Source organism: Larkinella harenae (assembly GCF_054780515.1).
Genome location: NZ_BAAGWE010000003.1, coordinates 573,086 through 596,521 on the forward strand (window position 1 = coordinate 573,086; position 23,436 = coordinate 596,521).

The window sequence follows — 23,436 nt, forward strand, 5'->3', positions numbered from 1 at the left end:
GGGGTTGATCATAGGATAACCCCAGTGATGTTGCAAAACCGATCCATACCTATCTCTGCCGGTCGGAATTTGAATAGAATTGGAAATAATTCTATTTTGCCGTTCTTTTAGCCTAAATCATCGACCGAATGAACCACCTTCAACCCGCAGATTATGCGGTGTTTTTGCTTTATTTCATCGTTGTATCCGGGTACGGTTACTGGATTTACCGCCGTCGGAAAACCGCCGAAACCAACACCAAAGACTTTTTTCTGGCCGAAGGCTCCCTCACCTGGTGGGCCATCGGTGCTTCGCTGATTGCCTCCAACATCTCCGCCGAACACTTCATCGGCATGGCCGGTTCGGGTTTTGCGATGGGCTTGGCCATTTCTTCTTACGAATGGATTGCGGCTGCCGTGCTAATTATTGTGGCGGTTTATTTCATTCCCATCTACCTGAAAAACCACATTTACACCATGCCGCAGTTTCTGGCGCAACGGTATAACGATACCGTCAGCACGATTCTGGCAATTTTCTGGCTGGTGGTTTACGTGTTGGTCAACCTGACGTCCATTCTGTATCTGGGCGCCATTGCTATCGAGTCGCTGGCGGGCATTTCGTTCACCACCTGCACCATTGGGCTGGCCCTTTTTGCAATCTTCATTACCCTCGGCGGCATGAAGGTGATTGGCTATACCGATGTAATTCAGGTTGTGGTACTGATTTGTGGCGGACTGGTTGTGACTTATCTCGCGCTGCAACTGGTCTCCGAAAAACTGGGATTGGATGGTGTCTGGAACGGTTTGGTATCACTGCGCACCGAAGCCGATTCGCATTTTCACATGTACTTTCCGGAAGGACACCCGCACTATTACACGCTCCCGGGCATGGCGCTGGTAACGGGCGGCATGTGGGTCAATAACCTGTCGTACTGGGGGTGTAACCAATACATCGTTCAACGGGCGCTGGGAGCAGATCTGAAAACTGCCCGCAGCGGCATTCTGTTCGCAGCTTTCCTTAAGCTGCTGATTCCGCTCATCGTGGTCATTCCGGGTATTGCCGCTTACGTTTTGTTCAAAAACGGCACATTTCAGGATGCCATGACCAGCAACGGTGCGGTACGACCCGACAACGCCTATCCCGTTTTGATGAACCTGCTGCCTACGGGCATGAAAGGGCTGGCTTTTGCGGCTTTGACGGCCGCCGTGGTAGCGTCGCTGGCGGGCAAATGCAACAGTATCTCGACCATTTTCACCCTCGACATTTACAAAAAATTCTTCGACAAAAACGCGTCAGAACAGAAACTGGTGCGCGTTGGGCGGTATGCCGTGATCGTGGCTTTTGCCATTGCCATTGTGGTAGCGCCCATGCTGCGGTCTTTCGATCAGGTTTATCAGTACATTCAGGAATACACCAACTTCGTTTCGCCCGGCGTCTTCGCTATTTTTCTGCTTGGTTTCTTCTGGAAGCGTACCACCACCCGGGCCGCTCTGACCGCGGCCATTCTCAGCATCCCGCTCTCGGTTTTGCTCAAATTCTGGCCGGAAGTCATGAATCTGTTTGGCGTTCAGGCCGACGAAATAGCGTTTCTTCACCGGACCATGTGGGTATTCTGCCTTGATGTGGCCATCATGGTTGTTGTCACGCTGACGGATCCGGCCAGTCATCATAACGAGAAAGGGCTGGAAGTAGACCGGCGGATGTTCCGTGTCACGCCATCGTTCATTGCCGGTTCGCTCGTGATTTTGACGGTTTTAGCGGTTTTGTACGCTAATTTCTGGTAGAAAATTACCCAAACAAGTGCTTTCCACGGTTCAGCATTTTGGGCCATGACGAGCAACGTAATTTATGTGAGGTATTCTAACAAATATCTAATCAAACTTTAATCATATAAACAGGGTTTTTTCATAACTTTCTGAAAATGATCAGCTATGAAAACTCTGTACGTATTGCTATTACTGGCTTTGCCCGTAGGAGTATGGGCGCAGTCGGAACCTTTAAAGCCCATTGAAATCGTCAGGTACTCCGAACCCGTTTATACCCGGATCGGGTTCCGGCCTCATTACACCTCCCGCTACCTCTACGACGGCATTGAAGTCCGCCGGGCTACTGAGCTAGGCCAATACATTCTGGCTTCCGGCGACCCGAACGCCATCCGTGAATACCGTCAGTTCAAACGTGGCCGCGATGTTGGCACCGGCCTGATGATCGCTGGCGGAGCCACGTCACTCGTGGGTATGATTCTAACCGCCATTCCGAAAGAGGTACCGGGCCAAAAAACCGTTCCGCCAGGGTTGGTATTTCAAAATGGAGCCTGGTACGGAAACGGTATGATTTTTTACGGAGACCCTTATGCCGGTGCAGAACCGAGAAAAGAAATCCGGAAAAGCGGGTTGATCACGCTCTCGACCGGTCTTACCACCCTGCTGATCGGCTCGCTGATTCGCAGACCCGGTATTCATTTCCGGCGATCAGTTCAGTATTACAACAAATCGCTCCGGACCAACGACGTTTCCATTCGGCTGGAACCGCAATGGAATGGTAAGCACGGAGTCCTGGGTGTAGTTGCGCGGTTTTGACAATGAGCGAATTATACAGATATTTTTGTTGGGCATTTCCTTATCTGTCCGCATTTCTCCGTATTTTTGCACCCAATTTTGCAGAACAATTCACTTAATTAGTCGGACAAATGAAAATTGCAGTAGTAGGAGCAACCGGCCTGGTCGGTGGTGAGATCCTGAAAGTGCTCGAAGAGCGTAACTTCCCGGTAACGGAACTGATTCCTGTCGCGTCAGAACGCTCGGTGGGTAAACAGATTACGTTTAAGGGTAAACAGGTTACGATCGTGGGCTTCGAGGATGCCATCGCGGCAAAACCGGCTATTGCGATTTTCTCGGCCGGGGGCGGCACCTCGCTTAAACTGGCTCCGCAGTTTGCCGAAGCCGGCATTACGGTTGTCGATAACTCATCAGCCTGGCGGATGGACCCCACCAAAAAACTGGTGGTGCCAGAAATCAACGCTCACACGCTGACACCGGAAGATAAAATCATTGCCAACCCCAACTGCTCAACCATTCAGATGGTGGTGGTGCTGAACCCGCTGCATAAAAAATACGGCATCAAGCGTGTGGTGGTTTCAACCTATCAGTCTGTAACCGGAACCGGCAAAGCCGCCGTTGATCAGCTGTTTGCCGAGCGCTCGGGCGATCAGTCGACGGAGAAGGTATATCCGCATCAGATCGACCTCAACGTTCTGCCGCACATCGACGTTTTCCTCGACAACGGTTATACCAAGGAGGAGATGAAGATGGTGAACGAGACCAAGAAAATCATGGGTGATGACTCCATTCAGGTTACCGCCACGACCGTGCGAATTCCAACCATTGGTGGTCACTCCGAAGCGGTAAATGTTGAATTTGAGAACGATTACGAAGTAGGCGATGTTCAGAAAATTCTGTCGGAAGCGGAAGGCGTCATCGTGCAGGACGATCCGAAAAACTACCTGTACCCCATGCCATTGACGGCACACGGAAAAGACGAGGTTTTTGTGGGTCGGATTCGTCGCGACGAAAGCCAGCCGAACGCCCTCAACCTGTGGATCGTTGCCGATAACCTGCGCAAAGGAGCTGCTACCAACGCTGTTCAGATTGCAGAATATTTAGTTGAAAACAATTTAGTCTAACATCCCGTTATAGGTATATAAGCCTGTCAGCCTGAGGTTGACAGGCTTTTTTGTTTACACCTCCATCTACTCAAGAACACACCGTACAATCCGTTTTTTTGGACTGATTCGCCCGAATTGATCCGAAAATAGCCTGTAAAAATCCCCGTTGCCTTGTTTTTTTCAGCACGTTGGTTTTTTCGGGTCCTGAAAGAAGTATGTGTGCTTTATTGAATGAATACAATTTTTATCACCAAATTATGAAGACATTTTCGGCCACTTTTCTGATGGTTTGTGTAAGCGTGTCAGTGGCTCATTCCGTTCTCGCGCAGCAACCAGCGCCCCTATCCAATAGCATGATGGAGGCTATTGGTCTGGAATCTGATACAACCCGACCCGCGGCACCAACCCGCCCGGATACCACGCAGTACAACGTAGCCGACCGCCCTGATACCGTTCGTTCTTTACAAACACAGCCAGTACCCCAACCGGCTCTGCCCGCCAGTACGCCCGCAACAACACCAGCTTCTCAGGCACCAGCAAACCGCCCGGCCAGTGCCGACAACGCACCGCCCGTGGTTGGGGCCGGCAAGATCAGCGGAAAACTGGTGACACCACAAAGCGGTAAAAATCAGCCCGTCGAGTTTGCCAGCATCGGTCTGTTTCGCTCACGGGATTCAAGCTCGGTTACCGGAGCGCTGACGGATGAGAAAGGGCTTTTCCAGATGAACAACCTAGCCCCGGATGCTTATTATCTGCTCATTCAAAGTCTGGGGTTCGCGGCCAAACGTATTCCGCGCATCGTAATCAGTGAGGACAAACCCGTGGTCGATCTTGGCAATATTTTACTGACCGAAACCGCCCAGCAGCTTCAGGAAGTGACGGTTCAGGGACAAAAACAGGCTTACGAATACTCGCTGGACCGTAAAATTGTGAACGCCGATCAACTGCCGATTGCGCAGGGTGGTTCGGCCATCGATATTTTGCAAAACGTTCCGTCGGTCACGATTGATGTCGACGGAACCCTGAGCCTGCGCGGTAGCAGCAACGTGATTGTGCTGGTCGACGGAAAACCGTCGGGCCTTACGGGGCTGGATCGTCAAGCCATTCTGGATCAGATTCCGGCCAGTAATATTGAACGGATTGAGATGATTACCAACCCTTCGTCGCGATTCGATGCCGACGGCGCTGCGGGGATCATCAACATTGTCCTGAAAAAAGAACGTGGCCCGGGCTTCAATGGCAATGTGCAGCTCAACGTCGGTACGCGCGATAAATACAACGCATCGATTAACCTTAATTCGCGGTTTAAGAAACTTAACCTATTCAGTAGTTACAACTTCCGGGCCGACCGCCGTTTTCAGTACCGGATTTCAGACCGGCAGAACCTATTCGAAGATTCGACCAGCTTTCTGGCCCAGCGCAACGATGCCATTCGCCGACGGGTGAATAATAACCTGCGGTTTGGCTTTGATTACTCCTTATCGGCCCGCGACAACATCACGGCTTCCATTATGTACCGCCCGGAATACAGCCGCGATACCGAAGTTGAAGTCTTCAACACGCTCGATGAAAACCGTCTTTCGCTCGGACAAACCATCCGGACCACGGAAGAAACTGAACCGGAGCAAGGGTTGGATTATTCGTTTGGCTACCGCCGGACGTTCGATAAAAAAGGGCGCGAACTGTCGTTTGACGCAACGCTCTCCGATAACCGGAGCACTGAGTACCAGAATTTCAACAACACCACGACATTGCCAGAAAACCTGTTGACCCCGAACTTTCTGATTGGGCAGCAGCGCGCCAACAACGGCCGCGATAACCGAGTGGCGGTGCTGCAACTGGACTTTGTCGAACCCTTCAAAGACAAGAGAAAGTTTGAAGCTGGCCTGAAACACACGTACCGGCGATTGGGTTCTACGTACACCTTCGAAAACCTGCTCAACGAAAACTGGACGGTCAACCCGGCCATCAGCAATGATTTCATTTACGACGAACGAACCAGCGCGGCTTACGCCAACTTTGGAAATGAAATCCGTAAATTTAGTTATCAGGTCGGTTTACGCACGGAATATACCGCCATTGAAACGGATCAGCGGACAACCAATACGCGGAACCGGCGCGATTATATTTACTTGTTTCCCAGCGTTTTCCTGAACTATAACGCCAGCGAGTCGCAGAAAATGCAAATCAACTACAGCCGTCGCATCAATCGGCCATCCACCTGGTCCCTGAATCCATTCATTGACCTGTCCGACCCGCTCAACATTCGATTTGGAAACCCAAATCTGAACCCGGAGCTAGTCAACTCGTTTGAGATTAGCCACTTACTGTACGGAAAGAGTACTACCTTGACATCGTCTCTCTTCTACCGCCAAACCAACAACGAGGTAACCCGGTATCAGACCCTGCGGCCCGATGGCATTACGGAACAAACCTTCCTGAACTTGAACCGCTCGCAGAATTACGGTCTGGAGGTAGTAGTGACGCAGGATATTACGCGCTGGTGGAAAGTCAACGGAAACTTCTCCTTTTTTCAGCGGAGCATTCAGGCCAGTGCCGATGTACCCGGTATTCTGACCCGCAGCAACCGCAGCTGGACTACCCGGATTACCTCCAATATGAATCCCAAAAAAGGAACTGATATTCAAGTGGCCCTCAACTACCGCTCGCCTTTTATCGTGGCACAGGGCACCATCAAAGGATTCTTCAATGTCGATCTGGGCGTTAAACAAAATGTGCTGAAAGGCCGCGGAACGATTAACCTGCGCATCAGCGATATTTTCAATACGTTGCAATTCCAGAACGAAAGCTTCGGCCCCAACTTCGTGTCGAGCAGTCGCAATAAGCGCGAAACCCGCATCGGTTTCATTGGATTCAGCTACCGTCTGACCAAAGCCGTTGTCCGCGAAAAAGACCGGGATCAAAACCGCGACCGGGACGATACGCCCGGCGAGAATGATTTTTAAGCGTATATTTACGTACTCACGCACCGCCGGGCCTTCCCAGGCCCGGCGGTGCGTGTCAGTTGGTTTCACTCACTGGTTAAAAACACGGATTCGAGTCCGTGGGTACGGCTATGCTTCATCATCTTTTTGCATTAAGCGGCTTGTTATTCGTAGCCGGAACACCTGCTCTGGCAACTGCCGACAGCGTTGCCATTGATGGAAAGGCGTTTACCAGGCACATTCAGGTCTTGGCGTCTGATGCCTACGAAGGGCGAAAACCGGGCACAGTCGGCGAGGAAAAAACCGTTCAGTACCTGAAAACTGAATTCCAACGGATGGGCCTGCAACCCGGCAACGGAAAAAGCTATTTTCAGGACGTTCCGATGGTCACCATTGCCTCCAAACCGGCGGGGCCGCTGGTCTTGACCGGGAAAAATGGAACGGTTTCGCTTAAAAATCTGGATGATTTCGTCGCCACGACCCCGCACGTTCAGCCGCAGGTCAAGGTCACCAATTCGGAACTGGTGTTTGTCGGGTACGGTATCGTAGCGCCCGAATACCAATGGAATGATTACGCCGGACTGGATGTCAAAGGCAAAACCGTGGTGGTGATGGTCAACGATCCAGGCCAGATTGATAGCACGTTGTTCAAAGGGAACACCATGACCTATTACGGTCGCTGGACGTACAAATACGAAGAGGCCGCCCGGCAGGGAGCCGCCGGTGTGCTGATCGTTCACGAATCGAAAGCCGCCAGTTACGGCTGGTCGGTTGTCCGCAGCAGCTTTTCAAAATCGAAACTGTATCTGGAGGCTGCCGACGGTAACCGATCCAAAGCGATTATGGAAGGCTGGCTCACGCTCGACGCGGCCAAGAGTCTGTTTAAACTGGCGGGCGTTTCGCCGGAATTATTCCGGGAAGCGGGTATTCGCGGTTTCAAAGCCGTTCCGCTGGGCATCCGTACCTCACTGACCATCGACAATCAGATCACCAAATCGACATCGAAAAATGTCCTGGCGTTGCTTCCGGGCACCAGCCGCCGAAACGAATACATCATCTACAGCTCACACTGGGATCATCTGGGCAAAGGTGAAGCCATCAGGGGCGACTCCATTTACAACGGTGCCTCGGACAACGCATCCGGAACTGCTGCGTTGCTCGAACTGGCCGAGACGTTTGCGAAATTGAAAAAGAAACCGGCCCGTTCCATCCTTTTTCTGGCCGTTACCGCCGAAGAGCAGGGCTTGCTGGGCTCGGAATATTACGCCACCCACCCGGTTTTTCCGTTGAATAAAACCGTAGCCAACATCAATATGGACGCTTTTATTCCGATCGGTCGGACTAAAGACGTGGTGATCGTTGGGCAGGGGCAATCGGATCTGGAAGACTATGCCGCAGCGGCCGCCACTAAGCAAGGCCGCACAATCCGCGGTGATTTCAATCCGGCGGCTGGCAGTTATTTCCGATCCGACCATTTCAACTTCGCGAAAGTGGGTGTTCCGGCTTTGTACCTCAAAACTGGCGTCAATTCCGTTAAAAACGGCGAAGCCTGGGGAAAAGCCCAACTGGAAGAGCACAATTTGACCCGGTATCACGCGCCCTCAGACGAATATTCGTCCTCCTGGGATATCTCGGGCATTCTTGAAGACATGCAATTGCTATTTAATGTGGGCTACCGGCTCAGCAACGAATCGGTGTTTCCGGGCTGGAAAGCGGGGTCGGAGTTCAGAGGAATTCGGGAAAAAGGCGCCAAATAGCCCGAAGTCGCTTCGATTTTGGTTCGTAAATCGGAGTCAACGCTGGCTTGTTCGCTCTGCCCGACCTGACGGTTGATTTTTTAAGCCTGACCCGAAGTACGGTTTCGTTATATGAACAGATTCACCTAAAGCCAAAATCTTTGTTTTGTGCAAACGGCCCGCCGGAGGCTCAGATTCGCGAACTAGTTGGAACAAAAACGATTTCGGCTTATAAATCTTAAAAATAGATTAAACTGTACCTTGGGTTTAAGCAAATTATCTCCTAATTTTGCGGTCGCATTTATTACGCCTACTAAATTTCTCAACTTCATAGCATGACAACTGCAACAGCAACGAATACGGGTAAAGTTACGCAAGTAATCGGCCCGGTTGTTGACGTGAGTTTTGAGGGCGAAGGGTCGCGGCTACCGGCGATTCTGGACGCTCTGGAAGTCACAAAAGCCAATGGCCAAAAAGTTATATTGGAGTGCCAGCAGCACCTTGGCGAAGACCGGGTCCGCACGATCTCAATGGACGCTACCGAGGGGCTGGAGCGCGGCATGACCGTGGTTCACCTTGGTACCCAGATTACTATGCCGACAGGTGATGGTATTCGGGGCCGTCTGTTCAATGTCGTAGGAACGGCCATCGATGGTATTCCCCAACCCCAGAGCACCGGCGGTTTGCCCATTCACCGGGCGGCTCCGAAGTTTGAGGACCTTGCCACTTCAACCGAAGTTCTGTTTACCGGGATTAAGGTTATTGACCTGCTCGAGCCTTACGCCAAAGGGGGTAAGATCGGTCTGTTCGGTGGTGCGGGTGTAGGAAAAACCGTATTGATTCAGGAATTGATCAACAACATCGCTAAGGCTTATTCCGGTCTGTCGGTATTTGCCGGTGTGGGTGAGCGTACCCGCGAAGGAAATGACCTGCTGCGCGAGATGATCGAAGCCGGAATTATTAAATACGGCGACGACTTTAAACACTCGATGGAAGAAGGTGGCTGGGATTTGTCAAAAGTGGATTCTGAAACCCTGAAAGACAGCCAGGCAACCTTTATTTTCGGCCAGATGAACGAGCCTCCCGGAGCGCGTGCCCGTGTTGCCTTGTCAGGTCTGACAATTGCCGAGCACTTCCGCGACGGTGATGGTACGGGCCAGGGACGTGATATTCTGTTCTTTATTGATAACATCTTCCGGTTTACCCAGGCGGGTTCCGAAGTATCCGCTCTCTTGGGTCGGATGCCGTCGGCCGTAGGTTACCAGCCCACGCTGGCCACCGAAATGGGGACCATGCAAGAGCGCATTACGTCGACCAAACGCGGTTCGATCACGTCAGTACAGGCCGTTTACGTACCTGCCGATGACTTGACTGACCCGGCCCCGGCAACGACGTTTGCCCACTTGGATGCCACTACGGTATTGAGCCGGAAAATTTCCGAGTTAGGCATCTACCCGGCAGTTGACCCGCTGGATTCAACCTCCCGGATTCTGACCGCCGAAATCCTGGGTGACGAACATTACAATACCGCCCAGCGCGTGAAAGAGATTCTGCAACGCTACAAAGAATTGCAGGATATCATCGCCATCCTTGGTATGGAAGAACTTTCGGAAGAAGACAAGCAGACGGTAAACCGCGCACGTCGTGTGCAACGCTTCCTGTCGCAGCCGTTCTTCGTGGCCGAGCAGTTCACCGGTTTGAAAGGGGTTCTGGTCCCGATCGAAGAAACCATCCGGGGCTTCAACGAAATCATCGACGGTAAGTGGGATCACCTGCCCGAAGCAGCCTTCAACCTCGTTGGAACCATTGACGATGCCGCTGCAAAAGGCGAGCGTCTGTTGAAAGAAGCCGGAAAGTAAAAATCGTTTAACGTTTGAAGGGTAACGTTTGAGGATTAAAACTGAGACGTTACCCTTTAAGCCTTAAACCTTAAACGATAAAAAAATGCATCTGGAGATCATTACCCCTGATCGGAAAGTTTTTACCGGCGAAGCTACGGCGGTCACGTTTCCGGGAAGCGAAGGCCAGTTTCAGGTTCTGAACGACCACGCTCCTATTGTCAGTACGCTGGCGCGCGGACCGATTACGGTGGCCACCGGAAGCGGAAACCAGACTTTTACCGTCGACGGCGGTGTTGTCGAAGTATTGAATAACAAGGTATTGGTACTAGCCGAAGCGATTTTGGCAGCCTAATTACCATCATGTATTGAGAGTATAAAAAAGGGGCTTTGGGCCCCTTTTTTATTGCATTGCTCATTCCAAAAAGCATAATTTTTAGAATCGAGTCCAACATCGGGAAAACTAAAAACAATTTTCTTGAAAATACCGTTAGATGGCTTTCACACTCGCCTTACGAATAAACTATGAAACTTTTTGCTGGCTGCGAACTCCTTTACGATGTTCCGGCTTCGGCACCTGTTGTGCTGATGTTGCGTCCCCGCTCCGGGGCTGGTCAATGGATCATTTCCGAAGAATATCAGCTTGAGCCTAATACGCCCGTTGTGGAGTACACCGACTCCTATGGTAATTTATGCCAGCGGCTCATGGCCCCAGAAGGAGAATTCAAGATCCGGATCACGCTCGTGGTTGATACCGCCGATGTGATTGATACGGCCCCCGGCGCTCCTTTTGTTCCCGTTCAGGACCTGCCAGACGATGTGCTGCAATTCCTGTTGCCCAGCCGGTATTGCCAGTCAGACCGACTGGGGCAGCTGGCCGCTGATATAACAGCCCATGCCCTTCCCGGCTACGACCAGGTGGAGGCCATCCGAAGCTGGATTCAAACCCACGTAACGTACCAGTATGGCACGAGTGATGCCAGTACATCGGCCATCGAAACCGCCGAAAAACGGATCGGCGTCTGCCGGGACTTTACGCATCTTGGCATTTCGCTCTGTCGCAGCCTCAATATACCGGCCCGGATGGTGGTAGGCTATTTGTATAAACTTGAGCCGATGGATTTACACGCCTGGTTCGAGGCTTTTATCGATGGCCGCTGGTATACTTTCGACGCTACTCAGAAAGAACCCCGTGGGAATCGAATCGTCGTAGCCTACGGTCGTGATGCCGCCGACGTGGCGCTGGCCACGCAATACGGTCCAATGGATTTGAAAAGTATGAAGGTCTGGGTCGAGGAAAAACTATAGGTTTTTCCATTGTCAGACAGGAGAGTTGGGAGCCGTATTATTTTTTTGGAAATAAATTTGACAAAATGGTTACATTTCATAACTTCCTGCAAATCAACTTAACCACTTAATCCATGCTAAGAGAATTTAAAACATTTATTGCTCAGGGCAATGTACTTGATTTGGCTGTAGGTGTTATTATTGGCGCGGCTTTCGGAAAAATTACTACCTCTCTTGTTGAAGACATTATTAATCCCATTCTAGGGCTGATAACCGGAGGAATCGATTTCAGCCAGTTGAAAATTGTTCTGAAAGAAGCAGTCGGCGATACGCCCGAAGTTGCCATCCGGTACGGTAATTTCTTCAACATTGTCATTCAGTTTTTGATTATTGCCTGGGTCGTGTTCCTGATTGTCAAAGCGGCAAATCGGTTACGTGTTTCGTCGTCGCTGGAAAAGAAAGAATAACCTTTCCGCTGTACCCACCCCATTTGGCCCCACTCAAAAGTGGGGTTTCTTTTTTAAATAAAAAGATTGCGGCTCTGACAGCCAGACTACGGCGAAACCCCTATTTTTGTCCCCGGTTTGCACATAAGTTTATGGAAAATACAATACCGTTGATGGTCATTCTGGGCGGAGGAGAAAGTGGCGTTGGCGCGGCTTTACTTGCCAAAGCAAAAGGCTACAGCGTTTTTTTATCGGACAAAAGTCTGCTGCAGGACTCCTATCGTCATACACTCCGGGAATATGCCATTCCCTTTGAAGAAGGCCAGCATACAGAAGACCTGATTTTGCAGGCAACCGAGGTAGTAAAAAGCCCCGGTATTCCCGAAAAAGCGGCCATCATTCAGAAAATACGGCAGCAAAACATTCCCGTCATTTCGGAAATTGAGCTGGCGGCCCGGTATACAAATGCGAAGCTGATCGGTATTACGGGCAGCAACGGCAAAACTACGACCACCCTTCTGACGTACCATTTGCTCAAAGCCGCCGGGCTGAATGTCGGGCTGGCAGGCAACATCGGCGAAAGCTTTGCCCGTCAGGTTCTCGAAAACTCATTCGACTATTACGTGCTTGAACTGAGTAGCTTTCAACTGGATGATATGCAGCAGGTTCGGCTCGACGTAGCCATACTGCTGAATATTACGCCGGATCACCTCGACCGCTACGAATACCGTTTCCAAAATTACGTTGACTCAAAGTTCCGGATCCTGCAAAACATGACACCGGACGATACGTTTATCTATTACCAGGAAAGCACCGTCATCAGCGAGGAACTTGCCCGCCGAAAACCGTCCGTCCGGCAGTTACCGGTTTCGCTGACCGATGCGCCCCAACCGGGCGCTTATCTGAAAGACGGCTGGTTGGTTGCGGACAACGGGCAGCAATCGTTGCAGACGGGTCTGGCCGACTTGCCCCTGAAAGGCAAGCATAATGCCATCAACATGCTGGCGGCTATGTTGGCCGCACAGTCGGTTGGAATTAGCGCCAATGTCATCCAGGAGAGTTTGTTGACGTTCCAAAATGCCGCCCACCGGCTTGAGCCAGCCGGAGACATTCAGGGCGTTCATTTCATTAACGATTCCAAAGCAACCAACGTAGATTCGGTTTATTACGCGCTCGAAAGCATGACGACGCCCGTGGTCTGGATCGCGGGCGGCTTGGACAAGGGCAACGAATACGATCAACTCATGCCGTTGGTGCAGGAAAAAGTAAAAGCATTAATTTGTCTGGGAAAAGATAACCGGAAGCTGGTTGATGCCTTTGCGAAAACCGTTCCGACTTTGTTTGAAACCCAGGACGTTACCGAAGCCGTTGCGAAAAGTCTCGCACTGGCCAGTTCCGGCGATACGGTTTTGCTGTCACCCGCCTGTGCCAGCTTTGATCTCTTCCGGAATTACCAAGACCGGGGCAATCAGTTTAAAGAAGCGGTTAAACAAATGATGAATGTTCAATTATGAACGATGAATGTCCCGCGCCTATTCATTCATAATGCAATATTTATCACTCATCATTCACTAAAAAGATGACTATCTCAGCGACCGACTGGCTTAAGAAAAACATCAAAGGCGACTACCATATTTGGGGGGTCGTACTGTTTTTGTCGATTATGAGTGTGGCCGTGGTGTACAGCGCCACGGGAACGATGGCCTACCAGAAGTTGCAATCGACGGAGCACTATTTATTCAAGCACGGTGCGCTGGTGGTGCTGGGTCTGGCCTGCATGTGGATAGCCCACCGGTTTAATTACATTTATTACGCCCGTTTATCCCGGTTTGGTATGTGGTTATCGGTGCCGCTATTGTTGTGGGCCTATTTTAAAGGAACCAACCTCAATGAAGCATCGCGCTGGATCACCATTCCGTTGATCAATCAAACCTTTCAACCCTCCGATTTGGCCAAGCTGGCCCTCATTTCTAACCTGGCGGCTATGCTGGCGAAACGCCAGCACATCAAACGGGAACAGTACGACGCCAGCATTCTGACCAACATGATTATCTGGATTGGTTTGATTTGTGCCTGCATCGTTTTGAGTAATGCTTCAACGGCGGCTTTACTGGCCGCGACCTGCTTTTTGCTGATGTACATTGGTCGGGTGCCGGGCAAATACCTGGTCATTCTGGTCGCGGTTTGTATGGTTATGGGCAGTTTTGCCTTACTGCTTGGGCAGCGCGCCAAAACCTCGGGCAGCCGCATCAAGAATTATTGGGAAACATTTCAGGGAACACGTCCGCCGGAATTCCAGGTTGAGCAGTCGTACATTGCGCTGGCGCACGGTGGTATTTATGGGCAGGGGCCCGGCAACAGCCACCAGCGAAATTTTCTTCCCCACTCCTATTCCGACTTTATTTTTGCCATGATTGTTGAGGAGTACGGCCTGATCGGCGGTATCGTCATCATTTTGGCCTATCTCTATCTGCTCTGGCGCGGGATGCGAGCCATCCGAAAGGCCAACCGGGCGTATGGCGGTTTGTTATCGGCGGGACTGACGTTTAGTATTGTCATTCAGGCCATGATCAACATGGCCGTGTCGGTGGGGCTGGTTCCGGTCACGGGCCAACCGCTGCCTTTGCTGAGTATGGGTGGTACTTCCCTCCTTTTTACCGGAACCGCCATCGGTATTATCATCAGCGTGAGTCGTGGTGACACGGATGAAAGCAATTTAATCAAGGCGACTTAGGGATTATATAGTTTACGGTTTTTGGGGTACGGTTTTTCGTTAGTAGCATCCAACGAAAAACCAATCAACGGTTTGAGTCAAATTTATGCCAAAACGCATTATCATCAGTGGCGGAGGAACGGGTGGACACATCTATCCGGCCATTGCCATTGCCAATGAGCTAAAAATCATTGATCCGTCGATTGAACTCCTGTTTGTAGGAGCCGAAGGAAAGATGGAAATGGAAAAGGTGCCCCGGGCCGGTTACCGCATCATCGGGTTGCCGGTTGTGGGTATCAAGCGGCAATTGACCGTCGAGAATTTGATCTTTCCGTTCAAGTTGGGAAAGAGTTTTTTGCGAGCGCAACAAGTTGTCCGTGAATTTGGGCCGGATGTGGCCGTAGGGGTGGGTGGTTACGCCAGCGGCCCGGTTTTGCTGGCCGCTTCGCTGAAAGGTATTCCAACCCTGATTCAGGAGCAGAACTCCTATGCCGGACTTACCAACAAACTGCTGGCGCGCCGGGCCAAAACCATTTGTGTGGCTTATCCTGGCATGGAAGCGTTTTTTCCCGCCCAGAAAATCATACTGACCGGCAACCCCGTCCGAACGGATATCATGCAGGCCGGTACCAAACGGATGGATGCACTGGCTTTTTTCGGGCTGGAAGCCGAGCGCAAAACGTTATTGATTATCGGGGGCAGCCAGGGAGCCCGGACCATCAACGAAAGCATCGAAAAAGACCTGCGGCTGTTGGTAGATGCCGGCTACCAGGTGCTATGGCAAACCGGGCCAGCGTTTATTGAGCGCGCTCGCAAAGCCATCGCCGATGCGAAAGCCAGCCGTATTAATGCCTTTGATTTTATTTACGAAATGGACCTGGCATACGCTGCCGCCGATGCGGTGGTATCGAGGGCCGGAGCACTGTCTGTTTCCGAACTTTGTTTGGTACAAAAACCGGCGATTCTGGTGCCATTCCCGGCAGCTTCAGAAGACCATCAGACGAAAAATGCCCTGAGTCTGGTCAACCGGAACGCGGCTTTGCTCATCAACGACCGCTCAGCTCCGGCCGACCTGGTTCCGGCGGCTTTACGGCTTTTGGCCGATGCCGTTCAGCAGCACACACTTAGTCAGAATATCAGCGGTTTAGCCCGCCCCAAAGCCGCACGGGAAATTGCGGAAGAAGTCTTGAAACTCATTAAATGAGGATGAACGAAAAAGAGATAGCGGAACTCTCCGCTGGCTCCTGTTCGTTCTTCCCTCCTGTTAACAAATGACATTAGATAACATTCGTTACGTCTATTTTCTCGGCATTGGCGGCATTGGTATGAGTGCGCTGGCGCGCTGGTTTCGGGTGAATGGCTATGAGGTAGCCGGTTATGACAAAACACCGACGCCGTTGACTCATACCCTGCAACAGGAAGGAATGGCGATCCATTTTGAAGAAGATGTCGAGCAGATTCCGGTTCATTTTCGGGAAAACCGGGCCCAGACCCTGGTCATTTACACGCCCGCCGTTCCGAAAACACACCAAGAATACATTTACCTGACTGAGAACGGTTTTACCTTGCAAAAACGCTCACAGGTACTGGGTTTGCTCGCAGGACAAATGACCACCGTTGCCATTGCCGGCACGCACGGAAAAACAACGACCTCATCCATGGTTGCCCATATTTTGAAAGATGCCGGCCTTAATAGCGCGGCCTTTCTGGGCGGCATTACCCAAAACTACGGCACCAATTTTCTGCTCAACGAACCGACCGACGATTTGTCGAAGGTAATTTGTGTCGTCGAAGCTGACGAGTTCGACCGTTCTTTTCTGACGCTTTTTCCTAAAGTTGCAATCGTTACGTCTACCGACGCCGACCACCTCGATATTTACGGGGATCACAACTCTGTACTGGATTCGTTTCGGGCATTTGTCGGACAGATTCACCCTGATGGAACGCTGTTCATGAAAAAAGGGCTGGCGTTGGCCGACCATACACCAGCAACGGTGTATGAGTATTCCTTGAGCGAAGGCGCTTACCACAGCCGGAACCTGCGCATTGAAAATGCGCACTTTGTATTCGATATCGTTTACCCTGAGGGCGTTATTGAAAATGTAGCGTTGCAAATGCCCGGCTTTCATAATGCCGAGAATGCGGTAGCGGCCACCGCAGCGGCCCTACAGGTCGGCATTGACCCCGAAGCGATCCGTCGGGCGCTCGGTAATTATAAAGGTGTAAAACGTCGGTTCGAGTATATACTCAAATCAAAAAACACTATATTTATCGATGATTACGCGCACCACCCTGCCGAAGTAGCTGCTTTTCTGTCATCATTGAAAGCCCTGTATCCCGAACGGAAGGTAACGGCTATTTTTCAGCCCCATCTGTTCAGCCGGACCCGGGATTTTGCCGATGAATTTGCCAAAAGCCTTTCGCTGGCCGACCGGGTAATCCTGCTTGATATTTACCCCGCCCGTGAACTGCCCATTGATGGCGTCAGCGCGGATTTGATTTTCAGGAAAATTCAGGTAGAAGATAAAATTCAGTGTAGTAAAGCCGACCTGTCCGACATTTTACGAAACGATCCGCCAGAATTAGTCGCAACAATCGGCGCTGGTGACATTGATCAAATGATTCCGGTCCTGCGTGACCTGTTTCAGACCAATCAATAAAAATTCATTTTATTTAGAGTTAATAAACACGGATGTTTTCTATTTTTCCCTTAAATAGAACTTTCATTCTGACCGCAGCCGGTTTAGCCAGTTTGGTGGGGTTGATAGCCTTTACAGAACACAAGCAAAACCACCGGCAGTGTGAAGGTATCGACATCCGGATGGACGAGGTGGATGGCCATCGGTTTCTGAATCGAAACGATGTACTCCGAACACTAACAAACGACGGAGCCGATCCATTGCTGGGTGATGACTACGCCAGCATCAATTTAAAGCGGCTGGAAAAACGCCTGAGGCAGAACGGTTTGGTTAAAAGTTGTCAGGTCTTTCGGGATTTAAAAGGAATTTTGGTTGCTGATATTAAACAGCAACGGCCTCTGGCACGTTTGGTTCCTGACGGCACAGAGGATAAATCGGCCTATGCAGGGTATTATTTGACGGAAGATGGCGAGTGGTTTCCGCTATCGATGAATTACACGGCGCGGGTTGTGTTGCTTTCCGGCCCTTATTTTAGCGAACGCAAGTCGTTGACGGCAGAAAAAAACCAGCCGTTGCTTAAGTTGCTCAAACAGATCGAAACCGATCCGTTCTGGAAAGCACAGGTCGCGCAGATAGTGGTCGACAAGAATCGCGAAGTAACACTTATTCCGCAGGTAGGTGACTGCCTGATCGAAATTGGCCAGCCCGTTGAGCTGGATTCGAAATTTGAGAAAATAAAGTTGTTTTACAAACACATTCTGCCTTTAAAAGGGTGGGAACGTTACCGAAGGGTAAGTGTGCAGTACCGTAACCAGATAGTGTGCGAATGATACCTAAGCAGGAAGAAATTATAGTCGGGCTGGACATTGGCAGCACCAAAGTATGCGCCGTGGCCGGTCGCCTTATTCGCAATAACGACCACCCCAGACTGGACGTCCTGGGTGTGGGGAAAGCCGTCTCTAAAGGAGTTACTAAAGGTTCGGTGGTCAACATCGGGCAAACCGTAGAAGCCATCAATCGGGCCGTTGAAGAAGCGGCCGGACAGGCCAATATCGATATCCACGTTGTCAACGTCAGCTTTTCCGGCCAGAACGTAACCGCCCGTCGGCAACACGGGAGTATTACGCGCACCTCTCCCGGCGATGAAGTTGTCGCCGATGATATCGAACATCTGGTTGGGGACATGTATCGTTCGGTCCTGCCCGCCGGTTCCGAAATCGTTCACGTGCTGCCCATGGATTTCACCGTCGATAGCGAATCCAATATCGACTATCCGGTTGGCCGAATCGGCGTCAAGCTGGAGGCCGACTTTCAAGTTATTACCGCCCAGACCAGCTCGGCTTCGTACACCCGAAAATGCATTCAACGGGCGCGCTCGGTATCCCCCCAGAAGGAACCGCTGGAAAATGACAAATTTTTGCTGGCGCCCCTGGCGTCGGCATTAGCCGTTTTAACGGAGGAGGAAAAGCAGGCTGGTGTGGCTCTGGTCGACATTGGTGGAGGAACCACCGAAATTGCCATTTACCATAAAAATGTGCTGCGGCATGTTGCCGTTATTCCGTACGCCGGCAACAGCCTGACTTCCGATCTGGAAATCGGATGCCGGGTGCTGCCAACGCAGGCCGAATTGCTAAAAACGAAATTTGGCAGCGCAGATCCGAGCGATTTCCGATTGAACGAAGTCGTGGCTGTACCCAATCTGAGTGGTCGCCCGCCAAAGGATATTCTGCTCAAAAACGTTGCGCTGGTGATCGAGGCTCGTTTGAAAGAGATTGCCGCGATGGTACAGGCCGAGATTATTCGGTCGGGCTACCGCGACAAATTAGTGGGTGGTGTGGTACTGACGGGTGGAACAGCCGCCATCTCAGGCATTGAGCGTATTTTTGAGCGGGTAACGAGCCTGGATGTGCGGATTGGATTTCCGGATCAGTTGGAGCATAATGTGAAAGCGGATTTAGTAAGTGACCCGGCCTTTGCCACGGCAGTCGGTTTGGTCTGGGCTGGATTTAAACGGTTGGACGACCGGATTCCGTTGCAGCATACGGTTAGCAACCCGTCGCTCGGCCCAAGCCCTAACGGACATAGTCATGGACCTGGCCATAGTGTAAAAGGACCCGAGAAGCCCAAAGAAAAGTCCGGCGGAATTCTGAAATGGTTTCAGAATTTCCTGAACGATGACTTGGGAAAAGATCTCGGACCCGACGATCGGTACAACCAGTAGCAATACCAATATCAAGTTATTTTAGCATAAGTTATTGACACTAAATGGTTTACCAATGGCTTATTACTAAAATAACTTTGTTGTATTACTCAAGTACTCAATTTTGAAAGCACAACGCCTGGTTAGCCAGCGTTACCAGATAGATAGTTCAATAGCGCACCAAACATTAGTAGGTATGCCAGAGGCATTGGAATACGGCATGAGGTTTGAATTTCCTGACGATGAGGAAGAACCCATTATCAAAGTAATAGGTGTCGGCGGGGGCGGAAGCAACGCCGTCAACCATATGTACCGGATGGGCGTTAAAGATGTTGACTTTATCGTCTGCAATACCGACCGCCAGGCGCTGGCCAACAGTCCTGTTAAGACCAGAATTCAGTTGGGCGCGCTTCTGACTTCCGGCCTGGGGGCAGGAACCAACCCGGAAGTGGGTCGGCAGGCGGCACTGGAAAACACCGAAGACATCCGGCTTTTACTGGGCGAACCCACCAAAATGGTTTTCATTACGGCGGGTATGGGAGGGGGTACCGGTACGGGTGCCGCACCGGTTATTGCGCAGATTGCCCGCGAAATGGGATTACTGACGATTGCCGTCGTTACGGCACCGTTCGACTTCGAAGGAATCGAGAAGCTCGATCAGGCGATGCGCGGTATCGAAGAATTGAAGGAGTACTGCGATACAGTTCTGGTCATCCTGAACGACAAACTGGCGGAGATTTTTGAAGATTTCCCGATGGATCAGGCTTTTGCCAAAGCGGATGACGTACTGGCCAACGCCGTGAAAAGCATTGCAGAAATCATTACCGTCCAGGGCGAAATCAACGTCGACTTCATGGACGTGAAGCGGGTACTGGAAGGGGCCGGACAAGCCGTTATGGGCTCTGCCGACTCCGTGGGCGAAAATCGTGCGTTGACCGCTATCCAGGATGCACTCAACTCGCCGTTGCTCAACGACCGCGACATTCGGGGTGCTAAACGGATCCTGCTTACGATGGCATCCGGTCCGGAGGCTCGTACGACTATGAAAGAATTACAGATCATTACCGGTTATATTAAGGAAAAAATCGGTAAGGATAAGCAGGCCCATCTGTTCAAATACGGAACGATTAAGGATGAAACACTGGGTAAAAACCTCCGCGTAACAGTTATTGCGGCCGGTTTTGACCTGCCTTCCGAACGGCCGGACTTCCCACCTAAAGACTGGCATCAACCCGAGCCGAAAAAAGACGACGGCGTTAAAAACCTGCCGTTTGTCGAAGAAGAAGTCCAGGCGGAAATCGAAGTCGACACCGAAGTTGAGGCAGAACCCCATACGCTGACTCCGACGGGCGTCAGCGCTGATTTGCCCACGTACGAAGAGACACCGACCCGTGGTGCGTATCCTCAGCCTCAAGTTCGGCTTGAAGACATCCTGGTTGATGAGAAGCGGGAAGACGATCTGCTGCAAATCCAGAAAATGGTCGAAGCATTCGCGCAGGTTCGTTACCAGGATCGGGAGCGGGAACTGGAAACGCCAGCCTTCATGCGCCAGAAGCTCAATTTATACGAATTGCCCCTGCTTGACGAACGTGACATTGTCCGCAGTCGCCTGAATGACTAAAACAAATGCCATTCAAAGAAAATGGGATCCGACAATCGGATCCCATTTTCTTTGAATTTTAGAAGCTAATCAACTGCTCGGCCTGCTGCTGCAACAGCAAATTATACAGATCATTGTGGAGCGCTCCTTCTTTCCAGTAGTTTCTGATTTGTGCCAGCTTGACCCGCAACGCCAGCGTGTTGGTACCCAGATAGCTGAAGATATCGTTTAAATGGCTCAGCGCCAGTGCACCTCCCTGGTGATTGGCCGAAAGCCCCACTAACGCAACTTTCTTGTTTGACAACCCGCTGGGATAACTCATCCCGTCAATAAACGCCTTTAACACGCCCGGGTACGAATTGTTGTATTCTGGAACGATCAAAACCAGTTTTTTAGCCCGCTCAACGACTTCCTTGTACCGGTTGAATTCAGGATTTTTTCCCGTATTTTCGTATAAAGCCGTTGTCACAAAATCGGCCGGAAGACCGCTCAGATCCAGAATCTCACTCGGTATATTCAGGCGCAGCAAAATCCCGTGGTAATAATCGGCAATGTTGCGCGACATGGAATTTTTCCGGTTTGTTCCGACAATGATAATGATGGGAGCCTCACTTTCCGGTTCAGTAGGGTTTACATTCATACGCTTTTTTTCTTTCACCGAAGATACATTCGATTGCAGCAATAACAACCCAGTCCGGTTTTAGTTCATCGATTCCCATGACTTCCCAACACGTCAAAGACGACTTACTGGCTCAAAAAGATTCTGAAAAGGCCGCCTTTCTCAAGCAATTTTTTAAAACCGGCCCCGGTCAATATGGGGAGGGTGACGAGTTTCTGGGGCTGTCGGTTCCGCAACAACGCGCCATTGCGCAAAAATACCGCCTGCTCCTCCCCGAAGAAACCGAAAATCTGGTGCGCGATCCGTTGCACGAGTGCCGCCTGACGGGTTTAATCATCTGGACCAATCAGGCCAAACGCGGGGGCGAGGCAAACCGGAAACTCCTTTTTGAATACTATCTCCGGAATAAAACGTTTGTTAATAACTGGGATCTGGTAGATACAAGCTGTCCAGAATTGGTCGGAAATTACTTATTGACTAAAGATCGCAGCATTTTGTACGAGTTAGCGCAGGAAAATTACCTGTGGTCGCAGCGGATTGCAATGGTATCGACAATAGCCTTTATCCGCAAAAATCAATTTCAGGACACTTTTCAAATTGCGGAACTGTTACTCAAAAACCGGCACGACCTGATTCACAAGGCTATTGGCTGGATGTTACGGGAGGTTGGTAAGAAAAATACGGATGCGCTGGAAGAGTTTCTGCACGATCATACCGGGCAGTTACCCAGAACGGCTTTACGGTACGCAATCGAGCGGTTTGAACCAGCGCGCCGAAAGTACTATCTTGAATTATGACCATGCCTGTCGTTTTCTTACTATCTTTGCCCCCTGCTTGCGAAAGTAAAACTGTTGATTACGAACTGTTAACTGGAGACTGACACCCTATGTCGTGGTTTATCCGTAAAGAAAAAGGTATCAATACCCCAACCGAAATGAAGCGCGAAGCGCCGGACGGTTTATGGTACCAATGCCCGAATTGCAAAAAAATAATGCACACGCGGGAGCACAAACTTAACGCTTACACCTGCGTACACTGCAATTACCACGAGAAAATCGGATCGGATGCGTATTTCTCCATCTTATTCGATGATGGTCAGTTTACCGAACTGGACGCCAATATGACTTCGGCCGATCCGCTGAAATTTGTCGATACGAAACCGTATCCGGAGCGGGTGAAGGCCAGCATTGCCAAAACGAACCTGAAAGACGCGGTCCGGTCGGCCTACGGGAAAATAAATGACCTGGATGTGACCATCGCCTGCATGGATTTTAACTTTATTGGCGGTTCAATGGGGTCAGTCGTGGGAGAAAAGATTGCGCGGGCAATCGATCATTCGCTGAAAACCCGGACACCGTTTCTGATGATTTCGCGCTCGGGTGGAGCCCGGATGATGGAAGCAGGCTATTCGCTGATGCAAATGGCTAAGACATCCGCTCGACTGGCGCAGCTATCCAACGAAAAAATACCGTATGTTTCGTTGCTGACCGACCCAACCACCGGCGGTGTTACGGCTTCATTTGCCATGCTGGGCGATTTCAACATTGCCGAACCGGGTGCCCTGATCGGTTTTGCCGGTCCGCGCGTTATTCGCGAAACCATTGGCAAAAACCTGCCCGAAGGATTCCAGAGCGCCGAATTCGTGCTTGAACACGGTTTTCTGGATTTCATTGTCGACCGGAAAGATCTGAAAGAAAAACTCACGACGCTGTTTAAAATGCTGCAATAGATCAGGAGCCTAACCGCAGGGGAACCGGAAACTATTGTCGT

The 23,436-nt window shown here is 50.9% G+C and carries 19 protein-coding genes; 18 read left to right on the forward strand and 1 reads right to left on the reverse strand.

Going from position 1 to position 23,436, the window contains the following annotated elements; translation table 11 throughout:
* Positions 1-128 precede the first annotated feature (128 nt).
* The 16 genes from ACYVH9_RS19455 to ftsZ all read left to right on the forward strand — a co-directional run bounded on the left by ACYVH9_RS19455 (position 129) and on the right by ftsZ (position 21,068).
* The gene (locus tag ACYVH9_RS19455) at positions 129-1,763 is read left to right on the forward strand and encodes a sodium/sugar symporter (protein ID WP_460638048.1); all 1,635 of its coding nucleotides are present in this window, start codon (positions 129-131) and stop codon (positions 1,761-1,763) included.
* A gap of 147 nt (positions 1,764-1,910) precedes the next feature.
* Complete coding sequence (locus tag ACYVH9_RS19460; protein ID WP_460638049.1) at positions 1,911-2,558, forward strand: hypothetical protein; 648 nt, start codon at positions 1,911-1,913, stop codon at positions 2,556-2,558.
* A 110-nt stretch (positions 2,559-2,668) separates the two neighbouring features.
* The gene (locus ACYVH9_RS19465) at positions 2,669-3,661 is read left to right on the forward strand and encodes an aspartate-semialdehyde dehydrogenase (RefSeq protein ID WP_460638050.1); all 993 of its coding nucleotides are present in this window, start codon (positions 2,669-2,671) and stop codon (positions 3,659-3,661) included.
* 239 nt (positions 3,662-3,900) lie between these two features.
* Positions 3,901-6,609 carry a TonB-dependent receptor gene (locus ACYVH9_RS19470; RefSeq protein ID WP_460638051.1) on the forward strand — a complete coding sequence of 903 codons (2,709 nt, stop codon included), beginning with the start codon at positions 3,901-3,903 and terminating at the stop codon, positions 6,607-6,609.
* A 110-nt stretch (positions 6,610-6,719) separates the two neighbouring features.
* Positions 6,720-8,345, forward strand: a complete 1,626-nt coding sequence (locus tag ACYVH9_RS19475; protein WP_460638052.1) for a M28 family metallopeptidase — start codon at positions 6,720-6,722, stop codon at positions 8,343-8,345.
* 314 nt (positions 8,346-8,659) lie between these two features.
* Entirely contained in the window at positions 8,660-10,183 is a 1,524-nt protein-coding gene (atpD, locus tag ACYVH9_RS19480) for a F0F1 ATP synthase subunit beta (protein ID WP_460638053.1), read from the forward strand.
* A gap of 85 nt (positions 10,184-10,268) precedes the next feature.
* Positions 10,269-10,517 (forward strand): ATP synthase F1 subunit epsilon, encoded by a 249-nt coding sequence (atpC, locus tag ACYVH9_RS19485; RefSeq protein ID WP_460638054.1) that lies wholly within the window; start codon positions 10,269-10,271, stop codon positions 10,515-10,517.
* Between the two features lie 170 nt (positions 10,518-10,687).
* Positions 10,688-11,470 carry a transglutaminase family protein gene (locus ACYVH9_RS19490; RefSeq protein WP_460638055.1) on the forward strand — a complete coding sequence of 261 codons (783 nt, stop codon included), beginning with the start codon at positions 10,688-10,690 and terminating at the stop codon, positions 11,468-11,470.
* A 113-nt stretch (positions 11,471-11,583) separates the two neighbouring features.
* A complete protein-coding gene (mscL, locus tag ACYVH9_RS19495; RefSeq protein ID WP_460638056.1) occupies positions 11,584-11,916 on the forward strand; it encodes a large-conductance mechanosensitive channel protein MscL in 333 nt (110 codons plus the stop codon).
* Between the two features lie 131 nt (positions 11,917-12,047).
* The gene (murD, locus tag ACYVH9_RS19500) at positions 12,048-13,409 is read left to right on the forward strand and encodes a UDP-N-acetylmuramoyl-L-alanine--D-glutamate ligase (RefSeq protein ID WP_460638057.1); all 1,362 of its coding nucleotides are present in this window, start codon (positions 12,048-12,050) and stop codon (positions 13,407-13,409) included.
* A 65-nt stretch (positions 13,410-13,474) separates the two neighbouring features.
* A complete protein-coding gene (locus ACYVH9_RS19505; protein WP_460638058.1) occupies positions 13,475-14,629 on the forward strand; it encodes an FtsW/RodA/SpoVE family cell cycle protein in 1,155 nt (384 codons plus the stop codon).
* 85 nt (positions 14,630-14,714) lie between these two features.
* Positions 14,715-15,812 carry an undecaprenyldiphospho-muramoylpentapeptide beta-N-acetylglucosaminyltransferase gene (gene murG, locus ACYVH9_RS19510; protein WP_460638059.1) on the forward strand — a complete coding sequence of 366 codons (1,098 nt, stop codon included), beginning with the start codon at positions 14,715-14,717 and terminating at the stop codon, positions 15,810-15,812.
* A 67-nt stretch (positions 15,813-15,879) separates the two neighbouring features.
* Complete coding sequence (gene murC, locus ACYVH9_RS19515; protein WP_460638060.1) at positions 15,880-17,268, forward strand: UDP-N-acetylmuramate--L-alanine ligase; 1,389 nt, start codon at positions 15,880-15,882, stop codon at positions 17,266-17,268.
* Between the two features lie 32 nt (positions 17,269-17,300).
* A complete protein-coding gene (locus ACYVH9_RS19520) occupies positions 17,301-18,077 on the forward strand; it encodes a cell division protein FtsQ/DivIB (protein WP_460638061.1) in 777 nt (258 codons plus the stop codon).
* The gene (ftsA, locus tag ACYVH9_RS19525; protein WP_460638062.1) at positions 18,074-19,468 is read left to right on the forward strand and encodes a cell division protein FtsA; all 1,395 of its coding nucleotides are present in this window, start codon (positions 18,074-18,076) and stop codon (positions 19,466-19,468) included. Before ACYVH9_RS19520 ends, ftsA begins: the two co-directional genes overlap by 4 nt.
* A 175-nt stretch (positions 19,469-19,643) precedes the next feature.
* Entirely contained in the window at positions 19,644-21,068 is a 1,425-nt protein-coding gene (gene ftsZ, locus ACYVH9_RS19530; protein WP_460638063.1) for a cell division protein FtsZ, read from the forward strand.
* Between the two features lie 58 nt (positions 21,069-21,126).
* Here ftsZ and ACYVH9_RS19535 read toward each other — a convergent pair whose 3' ends face one another.
* Positions 21,127-21,687, reverse strand: a complete 561-nt coding sequence (locus ACYVH9_RS19535; RefSeq protein ID WP_460638064.1) for an NADPH-dependent FMN reductase — start codon at positions 21,685-21,687, stop codon at positions 21,127-21,129.
* Positions 21,688-21,764: 77 nt separating this feature from the next.
* Here ACYVH9_RS19535 and ACYVH9_RS19540 point away from each other — a divergent pair, with 77 nt between their 5' ends.
* Together ACYVH9_RS19540 and accD are read left to right on the forward strand one after the other, a co-directional pair.
* Positions 21,765-22,463: a DNA alkylation repair protein gene (locus ACYVH9_RS19540; protein ID WP_460638065.1), complete on the forward strand. Its 699-nt coding sequence runs from the start codon at positions 21,765-21,767 to the stop codon at positions 22,461-22,463.
* A gap of 89 nt (positions 22,464-22,552) precedes the next feature.
* On the forward strand, positions 22,553-23,395 hold the full coding sequence (gene accD, locus ACYVH9_RS19545; protein WP_460638066.1) for an acetyl-CoA carboxylase, carboxyltransferase subunit beta: 843 nt from the start codon (positions 22,553-22,555) through the stop codon (positions 23,393-23,395).
* The last annotated feature ends 41 nt before the right edge of the window (positions 23,396-23,436 follow it).